The sequence below is a fragment of the Franconibacter helveticus LMG 23732 genome, assembly GCF_000463115.2.
GTDB classification, from domain to species: domain Bacteria; phylum Pseudomonadota; class Gammaproteobacteria; order Enterobacterales; family Enterobacteriaceae; genus Franconibacter; species Franconibacter helveticus.
Map to the genome: position 1 here is coordinate 416,744 of NZ_AWFX01000049.1, position 13,661 is coordinate 430,404.

Below are 13,661 nucleotides of genomic sequence, written 5' to 3' on the forward strand. Positions count from 1 at the left end.
AGCCCTGCGCGCTTCACAGACCTTTACAGGGATTTGCATTGGCGTCTGCAAAGCGCATTTTTTGGCGCGTTATTTGAATGGTGCGCAATAAGGAACCAGTCGTGGCGCTAGCGCAGCTGGCTGTCTTTAGAACCGCGGCGGTTATAGGGCGAAAAACGCTGGTGGTGATCATCCTGCTTTTGCTGGCAATTTACGCACAGGCGTACGCCGGGGATAGCCTTGCGACGCGCTTCGGGGATAGGTTCGTCGCACAACTCGCAAAACTCAAGGCTTTCGCCTGTCGGCAAGTCGCGACGCGCTCGCGCTACGGCATCTTCTACGGTGCTGTCGATTTGATCCTGGACCGCGCCGTCATTTGCCCAACCTGAAGCCATAAGACCTCCATAACGGTTAAACAGAGTGATAATTATAGCAAAATGCGGGGTGTTTGCAGGAAGAAGCCCGCCGCAGCGGGCTTTGCAGCGCGGTTAGCGGGCGTCGGGACGGACAAGATCGAAGCGTTGCGCTTCATCAATCGCATAGTAAGCGCTGGGGCCGCCAGCGCGTAAAACGGGCTGCGCTTTTGCCGTCTGGTAAATGCCGTTTTCCAGCAGCGCTTCATCAATGTGAACGGCGACCACTTCGCCCAGCACCAGCCAGCTGTCGATAAGATCGCCGTTTGCGCTGGTCAACTGAATGCACTGGGAGAGCCGGCATTCAAAATTCACCGGGCTTTCCGCCACGCGCGGGGCGTTAACCAGCCGCGACGGCGCAGGGGTTAACCCGGCGCGGGCAAATTCATCTTCGCCGCGGGGCAGGGAGGCGGAGGTTTCGTTCATCGGCACCGCCAGCGCGCGCGTGGTGAGGTTCCAGACAAACTCTTTGGTCTCGACAATATTCTGCACGCTGTCTTTCCAGCCGCTGCTGGCGAAGCCGATAATAGGCGGGCGGTAGTTAAAACAGTTAAAGAAACTGTACGGCGCCAGGTTGCGGTTTCCCTGCGCGTCAAGCGAGGCAATCCAGCCGATGGGGCGAGGGCCGACAATGGCGTTCAGCGGATCATGCGGCAGGCCGTGGCCGCGGGCAGGTTCGTAGTAATAACGTTGTTCCGGCATAGCGCGCTCCTGAAAATAAAAAAACTATCATAGCTGAGGCGGCAAATTTTCCCTCGCTTATTTACCGTTCTGGCCTCAGCAGGTATCTTACGCGCCCACAAAGGAGAAAGCCGATGAACCGTAAACCGGGCCTGCACCCACGCAACCGCCACCAACACCGTTATGATTTCGCTGCGCTTAAGCAGAGCTGCCCGGCGCTCGCCAGCTATGTGCGCCTTTCGCCCCAGGGCGAGGAGACGGTGGATTTCGCCGACCCGCAGGCGGTAAAAACGCTCAACCAGGCGCTGCTGGCCCATTTTTACGGCGTGAAGCACTGGGCTATTCCGGACGGTTTTCTTTGCCCGCCGGTGCCGGGAAGGGCGGATTATCTTCACCATCTGGCGGATCTGCTTGCCGAGGGCAACGGCGGCGCGCTACCCGCGCAGGCGAGCGTGCTGGATATCGGCGTGGGCGCCAACTGCATTTACCCGCTTATCGGTCAGCATGAATATGGCTGGCGCTTTACCGGCAGCGAAACGCATGACGAAGCTTTTCGCAGCGCGCAGGCGATTATCGAAGGCAATCCGGGATTAAGCCGGTTTATACGTCTGCGCCGTCAGAAGCGCGCCGATGCGATTTTCGAGGGCATTATCCATAAAAACGAGCTGTATGACGCCACGCTTTGCAACCCGCCGTTCCATGATTCGGCGCAAAGCGCGCAGGCGGGCAGCGAGCGTAAGCGCCGCAACCTGGGCCTTGGCGAAAGCGCCGCGCTGAACTTCGGCGGTCAGCAACAGGAGCTGTGGTGCGAAGGGGGCGAAGTGGCTTTCATCAGTAAAATGATTGCCGAGAGCAAAAACTTTTCCCGCCAGGTGCTGTGGTTTACGTCTCTGGTCTCAAAAGGCGATAACCTGCCCGCCCTTTACCGCGTGTTGCAGCAGACAGGCGCGGTAAAAGTGGTGAAAAAAGAGATGTCGCAGGGGCAGAAGCAAAGCCGTTTTATCGCCTGGAGTTTCCAGAACGACGCCCAGCGCGAACGCTGGGCGCAGAACCGTTTTCGCTAATCACACTTTAGGGTCCGCAGGCGGCAGCACGCCGCCGTTACCGCCCATCGCCGCCTCCTGCGCCCTGGCGGCTTGCGCCCCGTCGGGCGCCGGCTGCACCATCTGTACTGTTTGCACCGGCGCGCGCACGCCCTGCAAATCAAAGTGCTTTTTCACCATGCCATCCAGGGCGAAGCGCACCGTCCACTGCTTGAGCGGTTGGGTGGTAAAGGTCACGCGGATAGTAAACGCCGTATTGGTCAATCCTACGATGCCGGCAAAGTTTGGTTCGCCAATAACCAGCATGCGGATATCTTCTCTCTCCATCAGCTCTTCCACAGCGGCGCGCAGCGCGCGGTCGGCTTTGTCCACATCCTCATGCCTGTCGACGTCATAATTCGCCACAAACGAACCAATACCGCGGACAAAGTTAGCGAAGGTGGTAATAGATGACCAGGGGATGATGTGGTACGCGCCGGTATCCTGCCGCACCCCGACTGAGCGAATCGACATGCGTTCTACCGTGCCTGTCAGCGGCCCTATGGTCACCAGGTCGCCGGTGTTCATGCCATTCTCAAACTGGATGAAAATGCCGGTAATAATATCTTTCACCAGCGTTTGCGAGCCAAACGACACGGCCAGCCCGAGCGCGCCAGCGCCTGCCAGCAACGGAGCAATATTTACGCCGATTTCGGAAAGCACAATCATGACCGTGATGGTGCTGATAATCACCGCCAGGGCATTGCGAAACAGCGTCAGGAGCGTGCGGGTGCGGGCGCTCGGCATTGGGCGGCCGTGAATGTCGGAAGCAAGGCGGCTCTCTATCAGGCTCGCCAGCAGCGTCCAGCCCACGGCGGAGAAAAAGAGGATGAGCAGGATGCGGATAAGCACATCCACGGTTTTCTCGCCTGCGCCGAGGGTTATCCACTGCCAGAAGTCAAACAGCCCCCAGGCGTTCAGCAACAGCATTACGGCGACGCAAACGGTGAGAATGCGCGCCAGCTTAAGCGACACGGAAATCCAGCCGTTAATGCGCTTTTGCAGCATCGGGTAGTTGCGCTGCACCTCTGGCGAGAGGGTGATGGTTTTTTGCAGCCAGCGCGACAGCACGCCGGAAATAAACGCCGCCACGCTGATAATGGCAAGGCTTTTGAGCGAAGCGCCCATCATAAATTTCAGGCTGTTGCCCGGGTCAAACAGCGAGAAGAAAAAGAGGACAATAAAATAAGCGCTGGCCAGCCAGTGCCACACCAGCGCGAACGCGCGAATAAACAGGCTGAAAAAGGCAAGCGAACGGTCCGCCAGATGAATTAAATCCTGCTGGATGTCGCGCTTGTTGTGAAAAATAAGCCACAGCGCCCAGAGCGTAATGCTGAGCATAATGATGACATTCGCCAGCGCCCCGATTTGCACATTGATTTGCGCCGAGATAATCGGCACCGCGACCAGCAACCCGTAGCCTATCAGGCTGCTCAACCCGCTCAGGCGCGTGTTCCAGTAGCGTGCGCTGGCGTCGCTAATGCTAAAGGGCCGAAGCGTGGGCACCCGCGGGCAAAAGATAAGCCGCAGAATGGCTTTGAAAAACTCGATAAGCGCGAAGGCATTGAGAAAAAGCCCCTGCTGGCGGGCAATGGTGCGGCTGCCGGCATTCATCATATCTATGAAGATTTGCCCTAAGAACAGCGTAAGCGCCAGCAGCGCGAGATCGAAGATAAAGGCCAGCACGATCATTACCGGCAACTGGAGCCAGTTGGCGCGATTCTTGTTTTTACGCCGCCCCCATTCGCCCATTTTTCGGTATAGCGGGATGGCGCAGGCGCGCAGCGTCCAGTAAAAGGCGAAAACCGAGACCGCCAGCATGCTGAAGTGGGTAAGGGCGTTAATAAACGTCTGCTGATTAAACGACTTATGCGGCGAGCCGGTGATATTGCGATAAAGCTGGGCGAAACGGCTGGAGATTTCGCCGCCGTAATGACGGCTGACTTCCGTGACATTTTCCAGCACCGTTTTTTCTTCTTCTTCCTCAACCGGCGGCTTAATGACCGGCGTGGCTTCGTTGGCCGGGGTGGTGGAGGCCTGGCGCAGCTGGCTGATTAATTCGTTACGGGATTTTTCATTTTCCAGTACGTCCGCCAGCGCAGCGTAAGCGGCTTTCTTTTTATCGGCGTCCGGCTCGGGCGCAGCGGCCTGATCTTTTTGGGTGGCGGAAGCGGCGACGGCAGCGGCAGGCAGGCTAACGGCCTGAACAGAAAAGCTAAACAGGCTGACAAGCAGCAGCACAATCCACGGCACAGGCATCCTCCGGATGAAAAAATAAGGCAAGGAAGATAAGTATAGTGTGCGTGTAAGCGAACCCCGGAAATGGGGAGTATTCCGGGAATGGCGAAAAGGGGTACTGGCAAAAAAGACTAGCTGCGTGACGCGGCAATGGCGCGCCCAGCAGAACAGGGCGAACGCCTCGCCAGAAAAAGAAAACCCTCTCAGAGAGAGGGTTTGCATAAGGAGGGAACCTTAAGATACGTGCTGCAAAAATTCCTGCAAGCGCGGGCTCGGCGGGTTTTCGATAAGCGCCTGCGGGTTACCGTCTTCGGCGATGCGGCCCTTATCGATAAAGATGAGACGGGAAGCCACTTTTTCGGCAAAGCCGATTTCATGGGTCACAATCACCATCGTCATGCCTTCTTCCGCGAGATCCTGCATCACCTTCAACACTTCGTGCCGCAGTTCCGGGTCAAGCGCCGAAGTGGGTTCATCAAACAGCATCATTTTCGGTTTGACCGCCAGCGCACGGGCAATCGCCACGCGCTGCTGCTGGCCGCCGGAAAGTTCGGAAGGATAGTGGTGCGCGCGTTCGGCAAGCCCCACTTTCGCCAGCAGCGATTTCGCCAGTTTCTCGGCATCCGCTTTCGATGCGCCGCGTACGCGGGTTGGGCCGAACATGACGTTTTCCAGCGCCGTCAGGTGCGGGAAGAGATAGAACTGCTGGAACACCATGCCCGCTTCCTGGCGGATCAGGCGCTCGTCCACTTTCGGGTCGTTTACTTTCAAACCATCGACGATAAGCTCGCCGCTGGTTATCTCTTCCAGCTTGTTGATGCAGCGCAGCAGCGTGGATTTACCGGAGCCGGATGGCCCGATAATCACCACCACTTCACCCTGGCTGATGTTCAAATCGATATTATGCAGCACCTGGGTTTGGCCAAAGTGCTTGGAGACATTCTTAAATTCAATCACAGGATTTTCATCCTTCTTTCCAGACGACGCAGAATAAAGCTCAATACCAGGGTAATGATCAGATAGATAACCGCAACGGCGCTCCAGATTTCCAGGGCGCGGAAGTTGCCGGCAATAATCTCCTGACCCTGGCGGGTCAGTTCGGCGACGCCGATAACGATAAAGAGCGACGTATCTTTAATGCTGATGATCCACTGGTTGCCAAGCGGCGGCAGCATGCGGCGCAGCGCCAGCGGCAGGATCACATGGCGAATGGTCTCGCTGCGGGAGAGCCCCAGCGCCAGGCCCGCTTCGCGAAAGCCTTTGTGGATAGAGAGCACCGCGCCGCGGGTGATTTCCGCGATATAAGCGCCGGAGTTGATCATGATGGTAACGACTGCCGCCGTGAACGGATCGATACGCAGATCGTTAAACGCCATCGGCAGGGCGAAGTAGATAAACATCACCTGTACGACGATCGGCGTGCCGCGAATAATTTCAATAAAGACCAGCGCGATGTGATTGGCTATCCAGCCGCCGAAGCTGCGGGCGAAACCGGCCACCAGGCCGATTATCAGACCGCCAACCAGACCGAGGACCGAAATCCACAAGGTCATTTTGGCGCCTTCAAGCAAGAGGGGAATGGCAGGCCAGATGGCGCTCCAGTCAAACTGCATGATGATTTCCTGTGTTACCGTGGTTCAAACGTAGCAGGGGCGAAAGCCGCCCCTGACTGAGTGCTTAACGCTTTAAGAATAATTATTTCGGTTCGGTGCCGAACCATTTTTTGTAGATTTCGTTATAGGTGCCGTTCTCTTTCAGCGTCTTCAGCGCGCCGTTAACTTTGGTGCGCAGATCGTCGCTGCCTTTCGGGAAGGCGATGCCATACTGCTGGCCTGCCAGCGAGTCGCCGACCGCTTTGAACTGGCCGTTGCCTGCGGTTTTGATGAAATAAAGGATGTTCGGCGTATCGTGCAGCACGGCGTCAGCGCGGTTGGTGCCAAGCTCCATATAGGCGTTGTCGATGTTCGGGAACTGGCGCAGATCTTTGGTTTTGATATTGGCTTTCGCGTAATCAACAGAGCCGGTGCCGCTCTTCACCGCCACCACTTTGCCGTCGAGATCTTTTACGCTTTTCACATCATTGTTGTTGGCTTTTACCATCACCAGCAGGCCGCTGTTGTAGTAACCGTCAGAGAAATCGATCGCTTTTTTACGCTCGTCCGTAATGGTAATGCCTGCCAGCGCCAGATCGACGTTTTTGGTTTGCAGCGCCGGGATAATGCCGCTGAAATCCATCGGCTTTAAGGTGTAGTCGAGCTTCAGTTCTTTAGCGATAGCAGCCCACAGGTCCACGTCGAAACCAACATACTTATCGCCCTGTTTGAACTCAAACGGAACGAATGCCGTATCGGTCGCTACGACCAGTTTATCCGCAGCCTGGGAAGAGACCGCGAAAGCCAGGGTAAGTGCAGCCAGTGAAACTTTAAAAACAGACTTCATAGCATTTCCTTTTTTAATCCACGGGGCGATCCCCTGCGAGACGGGTGCAGTATGAAAAAATCGTGCCAGTTTTACAACCCGCTGTTTTACAAGCGTAACGAATTTAAACAATGCACCAGCGGCGTCATAGATTTCGCTTATTGCACCATAACCGGGCACCAAAAAAGTGCATATCATCGCATTCGCAGGGATTGAGCATTATTAGCGCAGTTTACGGTTTGAAAACAATCGTTACTTAACGATTGTGTGAGGGGTTAGTTACAAAAAAATAACGAGCAGGCGGGGTATGAGCGAAGGCGTGCACTTTGTTAGTGCAGAAGAAATAAAAAAGCCCTCCCCAGGCGGGAAGGGCTGTGAAAACCGTCGGGCTTATTCGATGTTAGATTCGATAAACCACAGGAATTTATCCAGGTCGCGGGAGGCAGCGGTGAAAATATCCGCTGTGTCTTCATCTTTCGCTTCGCTGATGGCTTTACGCACATCGTTTGCCACAATAGCGTAACGATCGGCCAGCGCTTTCAGGTGCTCCTGCACGGTATGGATATCGAGCGGGTAGCTTTGCAGCGGGGTTTTGCTGTTAACCACCTGAGTTGTGCCCAGGGCAACGCCGCCCAACTGAACCGCACGTTCAGCGATAGTATCCAGATGTTCAGTCAGCGTAGTGCGAAAGCCGTCCAGCATTTCATGAACGCCGATGAAGTTAGCACCGCGCATGTTCCAGTGAGCCTGTTTGGTGATAAGCGACAGATCGATAAACTGAACAACCTGGCGATTAAGCAGCTCGACGGTGGCTTTCTTGTCTTCATCTGCCACGTCATTACGCGTATAAAGCAGATCAGAACCTTTAGATTTAACCAGTTTAGCGGTACTCATAATCATATCCTCTTGATGTTGGTGTCCCAATCAATTACCGGAAATAAGTATAGCACCGGTTCACAGGCGTGCAGGAGAGAATATACCTATTGGTCAAATAGCAGAAATTAACTTCTTTATTATTATCTTTAAAATCATATCGTTATTATCATCTTTGCAGATGAGTCTTAAACATCATGATGCGCGTAATTCATATTCTCGTCATTTATTGATCTGCAACAAAATAAGCGGCACAGAAAAAAGCGCGAAGCGGGCAAGTTATTTCCGCCCGCTAACGCAGCAAGCGGAAATAAAAAAGAAATATTAATTGATATCTACTTCTTTTAACTGCGTTTCACGACGCAGCGTAAGGGTGGAGCCAACAGAGGCGATGATTATCGACAGCAGCGCCAGCCACTGCGTTAGCGTCAGGCTTTCACCCAGAAATACCATGCCAGAAAGCGCAGCGAGGCCAGGCTCCATACTCATGAGCGTGCCGAAAGTACGCGTCGGCAAACGCGTTAAGGCCACCATCTCAAGAGAGTAGGGTAGCGCAGTGGAAAGCACAGCGACCCCCAGGCCTAAAGGCAGCAAAGACCAATGCCAGAGCGCGTCGCCCGCCTGTAGCGCGCCCACAGGCACAAAAATCAGCGCGGCGATGAGCGAGCCTAACGCGACGGTCGCTGGGCCGTGATCGGCCCCGGCGCGCTGACCGGTAATAATATAAATCGCCCAGCAGGCGCCAGCGCCCAGCGCGCAGGCGGCGCCAAAGAGATCGACATGCGCCACATCTTTACCCAGCGGCAATAAGAACCAGAGCCCCAGTACCGCCAGGATGACCCAGACGAAATCGACAGGTTTGCGCGAGCCGAACAGCGCCACAGCCAGCGGCCCGGTAAACTCCAGCGCGACCGCAATACCCAGTGGAACCGTATTAATCGCCAGATAGAACAGATAGTTCATAGCGCCCAGCGACAGGCCGTAAAAAAGCAACGGCAAACGCTGCGCCTTTGTGAAGCGCAAACGCCAGGGCTTAAAAATTATCACGAGGATCAACGTGCCGAGGGCAAGACGCAGGGCAGTAACCCCAGGCGCGCCTACCAGCGGGAAAAGCGATTTAGCGAGCGATGCGCCGCTTTGAATAGAGATCATGGCGACCAGTATCACCACTATGGGCATCCAGACGGGCATTTTGCGAGGCAAAGTAGGCATCCTGTTCCTGTCAGTTTTTGTCAGCAATAAGTAAAGGGTCGAGTGTAAGCGAAATAAAACGCTGCTGGTTGAACTTTTATTGAAAAAGCGTACCGGGAAAACCGTTACTATGCAGCGATATTGCTCATTATTCCGCCACAGCCATTTAGGAATAATCTGGATGATGGTTAGCGCTACGGGCATCCATAATGATGCCCACGCGTTAAAACGCAGGATATTGAATAAGATAGGTGCATATGGAAATGTTCTGTTACACGAAAGGGCGCGTTAGACAACGCGATTCACAAAGAGTTTCTCACCCGTCTTTGGTATATTAAAAACTTAGGACTTACTTGAAGCACATTTGAGGTGGTTATGAAAAAAATTGCATGTCTTTCAGCACTGGCTTGTGTTCTGGCCGTTTCCGCGGGCTCCGCTGTTGCCGGTACTGCTACCGTTTCTGGTGGCTATGCTCAGAGCGACGCGCAGGGCGTAATGAACAAAATGAACGGTTTCAACCTGAAATACCGCTATGAGTTCGATGACAGCAACCCGCTGGGCGTAATCGGTTCCTTCACCTATACCGAAAAAGATCGTACCGATGACGGCCTGTACAACAAAGGTCAGTACTATGGTCTGACTGCGGGTCCGGCTTTCCGTATCAATGACTGGGCGAGCATCTACGGCGTAGTGGGTGTGGGCTATGGTAAATTCCAGAGCACCGACTACCCGACCAAAACCAGCGACACCAGCGATTACGGTTTCTCTTACGGCGCCGGTCTGCAATTCAACCCGGTTGAAAACGTAGCTCTGGACTTCTCCTACGAGCAGAGCCGTATCCGTAACACCGATATCGGCACCTGGATTGCTGGCGTGGGTTACCGCTTCTAATCAGCTCAGGCTGATAAAAAATCCGCCCTCAGAGGCGGATTTTTTTTGCCTGAAAAAGCTGCCATGAACCGCTAGCGCGTTTTCGTCTCAAAAATGTCGCTGCCCAGGTGATCATAGCTCACCTTGTGGAGTTTGAAGTTAGTAACCCAAACCGGCCCCGCTTTTTGCGATGAGATGAATTTGTACTTCGACGTAATTTCTTTCGCTTTTATGCCGGTCCACTGAGCGAAAAAGCTCAGAAAGTCATTGGCTGAACGGCGCGCTTTAATAATGCGGTGCGCTTTGTCATCGCTCGAAAGCACCATAAACGGCACCTGGAAATTCTGCTGGAACTTATCATCATGCGCCAGGTACTGCACTTCTTTGCCGCGCTCTTTAAAGGCAAGCCCGTGATCGGAAAAATAGACCATAGAGAAGCTTTGCCCCGTATTTTGTAGCTGTTGGTAAAGCTGCTCCAGCAGATGATCGGTCTGCTTAATGCTGTAGAGATAACAGGAGGTCTCTTTCGACTGAACGAATACCTCATATTTTCCCTGAGTGCGGTCGCAGGTCTGCGGATGCGAGCCCATCAGATGCAGCACTATAAGCTGCGGCTGCGTGCGCGGCGTGGCGAAAACCTGTGAGGTCATCTTCAACAGCGCCTCATCCCGGGTGTTTTTATCCGCTTCGAAATCACCGCTTTTCAGAAACTGCACTTCATCGGCGCGCTTAGCGATGCTGGCGATAGCGGTATCGTATTCGCCGATTTGCCCCTGATTTGAAAACCACCAGGTCTGAAAGCCCGCGCGGTTGGCGAGCGTGACAAAGTTATCCTGATACTGCGGTTTATCATCAAGCACGCGGTTAAGCGTTAGCCCAAGGGATTTTTGCGTTGAGCCGCTGGCGGCAATGTAATCGGTAAAGAAATAGCCGTTAGCGTGGCTGGCGAAGGGGGTATTATCCCAGTGGCCGCCAAAGGCGCCGACAGCATCGCGACGTACGCTTTCGCCAATCACGACGACATAAGTGTGATATTTCGGCTTTACCGCCAGCACATTCCACGAATCTTTTACCTGCGAAAGCGCCGCCATCCGCTGCTGTTCATCAATTACCTCTTTATTATTCACCACCACATCTTTCACAAACCGAAAGACTGGATAGCCTGTGTCCTTCAGTTTGAAAACGCCGCCGTAAGCGAGGTTTTGCAGCGGGGCGACAAAAAAAGCCGCCACGCTCACGGCAAGGCACAGGTGATCGGTCAGGCGCCATGGCTGTTTCTCGCAAGGTTTGCGGCGAAAAGCGATGACGCCCAGCGCGAAGATAAACAGCGAAACCAGATAGCTGTACCACGGGAAAATGGTGAGGATTTCGGTCGACTCTTCCATATTGGTTGAGTGCATGGCCAGTAGCGTATTGAAGTTTGGCGCGCCGTAAGCCTGGCCGAAGGGAAAATAGAATGCCGCGACCAGCGAGCAAAGCGCCAGCAGCGTTTTTTGCGCGCGCGGAGCAATGCGCCAGAGCACCAGCAGCACGCAGCTAAACGCCACGGCGTAAAGCAGGCTGAATTCATAACCCAGCGCGGTGTTGATCAACAGCGATTGCAGGAAATAGAAGCCCACCCACGGATCGAGCACGATGCCGCGCGCAGCCAGCGTATCTTTAACGGTTAAGTTCATATTCAGATTCAACGAAACGCCATGCGCTAACCCTGGCGTAGAGGGTCTGTCGTGCTTTGCGGTCGGAAAGAGGAAGGGAAGAAATTCACATCCGGGAGCCGCTGTGCTGACAAGGCTGCAAGAAGATAAAGCCGAAGAATAAGAAGATCAACTGGCGCTAACAAACTGTTTTGCGAGGAAGATTACAAAACCGGCGAAAAAGCGGGAAAAGGAGCAACGTGACGGGGAAAAACTACTCAAAATAAGCCAAATAAATGACGATACGATGACGGCGTCATCAGTAAAAAAACGAGCCCGGCGTTATTTACGGCGTCGCGGGGCCGCTTCGGGCTGCGGTTTTCCGCCCAGGTAGCCGCACAGTAAGTTCAGCAGCAGCAGCCGTACCTGAAAAGGGGAGTGGCTAAACACGTTCATACACCTCTTAAATTCATTCATAACACGCCTCCTCGTGTAAACAGCCAGCCTGATCGTCCCTGAGCGGCTGTTCGCATTACATACAGATATAGCACAGGCTATATTACTTAGCTATGGCTAACTCGTTAATTTTTTGTACTGGCGAAGGTGTGGTTTACAATGGGCGCACCGCGAAAGCGTCCCAACAATGCGCCACTGAATGAGGAAGTAGAATGAGCCGTCGGGCAGGTAAGCACAGCAGCACAAAAGTGACGCAGCTGGTTAATGTTGAAGAGCATGTCGAAGGCTTTCGCCAGGTGCGCGAAGCCCATCGCCGCGAGCTTATTGATGATTATGTCGAGCTGATTTCCGATCTCATTCGTGAAGTGGGTGAAGCGCGGCAAGTGGATATGGCGGCAAGACTTGGCGTCTCGCAGCCGACCGTGGCGAAAATGCTTAAGCGTCTTGCCTCCGTGGGGCTTATCGAACAGATCCCCTGGCGCGGCGTGTTTTTAACGGCGGAAGGCGAAAAGCTGGCGCAACAGAGCCGCGAACGGCACCAGATAGTGGAGAATTTCCTGCTGGCGCTCGGGGTTAACCCCGACACCGCCCGCCGTGATGCCGAAGGCATGGAGCATCATGTAAGTGAAGAGACGCTGGAGATCTTCCGCCATTTCAGCGAACAACGCGGGTTCGGCCACGAATGATCAAAACCCTGGCGCGGCCTTTTCTTCACGATCGTTTCTTGCAGCTGTTGTTGATTGTTGGCGTCGCGTTGCTCTTCGCCACGCCCTTCGCCCCGGAGAAATGGGCCGCCGCTATCGACTGGCACACCATCCTGACGCTGGCGGGGCTGATGATGCTCACCAAAGGCGTTGAGCTGAGCGGCTATTTTGACGTGCTGGGTCGCCGTATGGTCCGGCGTTTCGCCAGCGAAAGAGCGCTGGCGCTGTTCCTTATCTGCGCCGCCGCGCTGCTATCTACTTTTCTGACGAATGATGTGGCGCTCTTCATTATTGTGCCGCTGACGCTCACCTTAAAGAAGCTGTGTAATATCCCGGTTAACCGGCTGATTATTTTCGAAGCGCTGGCCGTTAATGCCGGCTCGCTGCTCACGCCGATAGGCAACCCGCAAAACATTCTGCTGTGGGGCCGCTCCGGGCAATCTTTCGGCGCCTTCGTCTGGCAGATGGCGCCGCTGGCGCTGGCGCTGGTGGCAAGCCTGCTTCTTCTCTGCTGGTTCTGTTTCCCGGCGAAAAAGCTCGACTACCAGGCAAGCGAGAAAAGCCCTGCCTGGAAACCGCGTCTGGTCTGGGGCTGCCTTGCGTTTTACATTGTTTTTCTGGTCGCGCTCGAACTCAAGCTTGAACTATGGGGCGTGCTGCTGGTCGCGGCGGGTTTTGCGCTGCTGGCGCGCCGGGTGTTGGTCAGCATCGACTGGAGCCTGCTGCTGGTGTTTATGGTGATGTTTATCGATGTGCACCTGCTCACCCAGCTTCCGCTGCTACAGGGAATGCAGCATGTTGCGAAGCTCTCCCACGGCGAACTGTATCTGCTCGGCATCGGGCTTTCACAGGTTATCAGCAACGTGCCGGGAACCATTCTTCTGCTGAATTATGTGCCGCCCTCCACGCTGCTTGCCTGGGCGGTGAATATCGGCGGCTTTGGCCTGCTGCCCGGTTCGCTCGCCAATATTATCGCGCTGCGTATGGCCAACAATCGTCGCATCTGGTGGCGCTTTCATCTTTTCTCTCTGCCGCTGCTTATCTGGTCGGCGCTGGTGGGGTACGGGCTGCTCTCTCTGCTTTTTCTCAGATAGTGCTTATTTGTCAGTTTTTCCTGGCAAA

General features: G+C 54.6%; 14 protein-coding genes. 4 read left to right on the forward strand and 10 right to left on the reverse strand.

The genetic code is table 11. The annotated features are described in order from the left end of the window. Window positions 1-107 precede the first annotated feature (107 nt). Both DW56_RS17020 and DW56_RS17025 read right to left on the reverse strand, forming a co-directional pair. Window positions 108-374, reverse strand: coding sequence for a DksA/TraR family C4-type zinc finger protein (locus DW56_RS17020; RefSeq protein WP_024562202.1), 267 nt, complete (start codon window positions 372-374; stop codon window positions 108-110). 93 nt (window positions 375-467) lie between these two features. Further along, window positions 468-1,094: a flavin reductase family protein gene (locus DW56_RS17025; RefSeq protein ID WP_024554411.1), complete on the reverse strand. Its 627-nt coding sequence runs from the start codon at window positions 1,092-1,094 to the stop codon at window positions 468-470. A gap of 113 nt (window positions 1,095-1,207) precedes the next feature. Between DW56_RS17025 and rlmF the strand changes: the two genes are divergently transcribed. Then, the gene (gene rlmF, locus DW56_RS17030; RefSeq protein ID WP_024554410.1) at window positions 1,208-2,137 is read left to right on the forward strand and encodes a 23S rRNA (adenine(1618)-N(6))-methyltransferase RlmF; all 930 of its coding nucleotides are present in this window, start codon (window positions 1,208-1,210) and stop codon (window positions 2,135-2,137) included. On the opposite strand, the gene ybiO is transcribed toward rlmF, so the two are convergent. The 6 genes from ybiO to rhtA form a co-directional block, all read right to left on the reverse strand. Continuing rightward, window positions 2,138-4,408: a mechanosensitive channel protein gene (ybiO, locus tag DW56_RS17035; RefSeq protein ID WP_024554409.1), complete on the reverse strand. Its 2,271-nt coding sequence runs from the start codon at window positions 4,406-4,408 to the stop codon at window positions 2,138-2,140. A gap of 219 nt (window positions 4,409-4,627) precedes the next feature. Continuing rightward, a complete protein-coding gene (gene glnQ, locus DW56_RS17040) occupies window positions 4,628-5,350 on the reverse strand; it encodes a glutamine ABC transporter ATP-binding protein GlnQ (protein ID WP_024554408.1) in 723 nt (240 codons plus the stop codon). Further along, on the reverse strand, window positions 5,347-6,006 hold the full coding sequence (gene glnP, locus DW56_RS17045; protein ID WP_024554407.1) for a glutamine ABC transporter permease GlnP: 660 nt from the start codon (window positions 6,004-6,006) through the stop codon (window positions 5,347-5,349). Before glnP ends, glnQ begins: the two co-directional genes overlap by 4 nt. An 82-nt stretch (window positions 6,007-6,088) precedes the next feature. Beyond that, the gene (glnH, locus tag DW56_RS17050) at window positions 6,089-6,832 is read right to left on the reverse strand and encodes a glutamine ABC transporter substrate-binding protein GlnH (protein ID WP_007711680.1); all 744 of its coding nucleotides are present in this window, start codon (window positions 6,830-6,832) and stop codon (window positions 6,089-6,091) included. Window positions 6,833-7,201: 369 nt separating this feature from the next. Beyond that, complete coding sequence (dps, locus tag DW56_RS17055) at window positions 7,202-7,705, reverse strand: DNA starvation/stationary phase protection protein Dps (protein ID WP_024554406.1); 504 nt, start codon at window positions 7,703-7,705, stop codon at window positions 7,202-7,204. A 303-nt stretch (window positions 7,706-8,008) separates the two neighbouring features. Further along, complete coding sequence (rhtA, locus tag DW56_RS17060; RefSeq protein ID WP_024554405.1) at window positions 8,009-8,896, reverse strand: threonine/homoserine exporter RhtA; 888 nt, start codon at window positions 8,894-8,896, stop codon at window positions 8,009-8,011. A 354-nt stretch (window positions 8,897-9,250) separates the two neighbouring features. Between rhtA and ompX the strand changes: the two genes are divergently transcribed. Further along, a complete protein-coding gene (ompX, locus tag DW56_RS17065; protein WP_024554404.1) occupies window positions 9,251-9,766 on the forward strand; it encodes an outer membrane protein OmpX in 516 nt (171 codons plus the stop codon). A gap of 71 nt (window positions 9,767-9,837) precedes the next feature. Here ompX and DW56_RS17070 read toward each other — a convergent pair whose 3' ends face one another. Both DW56_RS17070 and mntS read right to left on the reverse strand, forming a co-directional pair. Next, window positions 9,838-11,421 carry a phosphoethanolamine transferase gene (locus DW56_RS17070; RefSeq protein ID WP_024554403.1) on the reverse strand — a complete coding sequence of 528 codons (1,584 nt, stop codon included), beginning with the start codon at window positions 11,419-11,421 and terminating at the stop codon, window positions 9,838-9,840. A gap of 300 nt (window positions 11,422-11,721) precedes the next feature. After that, a complete protein-coding gene (mntS, locus tag DW56_RS17075) occupies window positions 11,722-11,856 on the reverse strand; it encodes a manganase accumulation protein MntS (protein WP_035890167.1) in 135 nt (44 codons plus the stop codon). 191 nt (window positions 11,857-12,047) lie between these two features. Here mntS and mntR point away from each other — a divergent pair, with 191 nt between their 5' ends. Continuing rightward, entirely contained in the window at window positions 12,048-12,521 is a 474-nt protein-coding gene (gene mntR / locus DW56_RS17080) for a manganese-binding transcriptional regulator MntR (protein ID WP_024554402.1), read from the forward strand. Beyond that, on the forward strand, window positions 12,518-13,633 hold the full coding sequence (locus tag DW56_RS17085) for an SLC13 family permease (RefSeq protein ID WP_035890169.1): 1,116 nt from the start codon (window positions 12,518-12,520) through the stop codon (window positions 13,631-13,633). Before mntR ends, DW56_RS17085 begins: the two co-directional genes overlap by 4 nt. Window positions 13,634-13,661 lie beyond the last annotated feature (28 nt).